The sequence below is a fragment of the Streptococcus sp. HMSC056C01 genome (genome assembly GCF_001811305.1).
GTDB lineage: Bacteria > Bacillota > Bacilli > Lactobacillales > Streptococcaceae > Streptococcus.
In genome coordinates this window covers 181,210-181,437 of the sequence record NZ_KV804207.1, presented here as the reverse complement: position 1 = coordinate 181,437, position 228 = coordinate 181,210, and the positions used below count along the sequence as shown (strand labels likewise).

The 228-nt window shown below is 47.8% G+C and carries 1 protein-coding gene; it reads left to right on the top strand.

The window, feature by feature from the left end:
- Positions 1 to 228: DHH family phosphoesterase (locus HMPREF2795_RS11075; RefSeq protein ID WP_222563236.1), on the top strand; the 228-nt coding region annotated here is incomplete at both ends.

The window sequence follows — 228 nt, the reverse complement described above, 5'->3', positions numbered from 1 at the left end:
TGACGGTGGACAATGGTGTGGCGGGGCATGAAGCTATTGATTTGGCTCAGTCTATGGGGGTGGACGTTATTGTGACCGACCACCATTCTATGCCTGAAGTTTTACCAGATGCTTATGCTATTATTCATCCTGAACATCCAGGGGCGGACTATCCTTTCAAACATCTAGCGGGTTGTGGAGTTGCTTTTAAGCTAGCTTGTGCCCTTTTGGAAGAAGTACAGGTCGAGT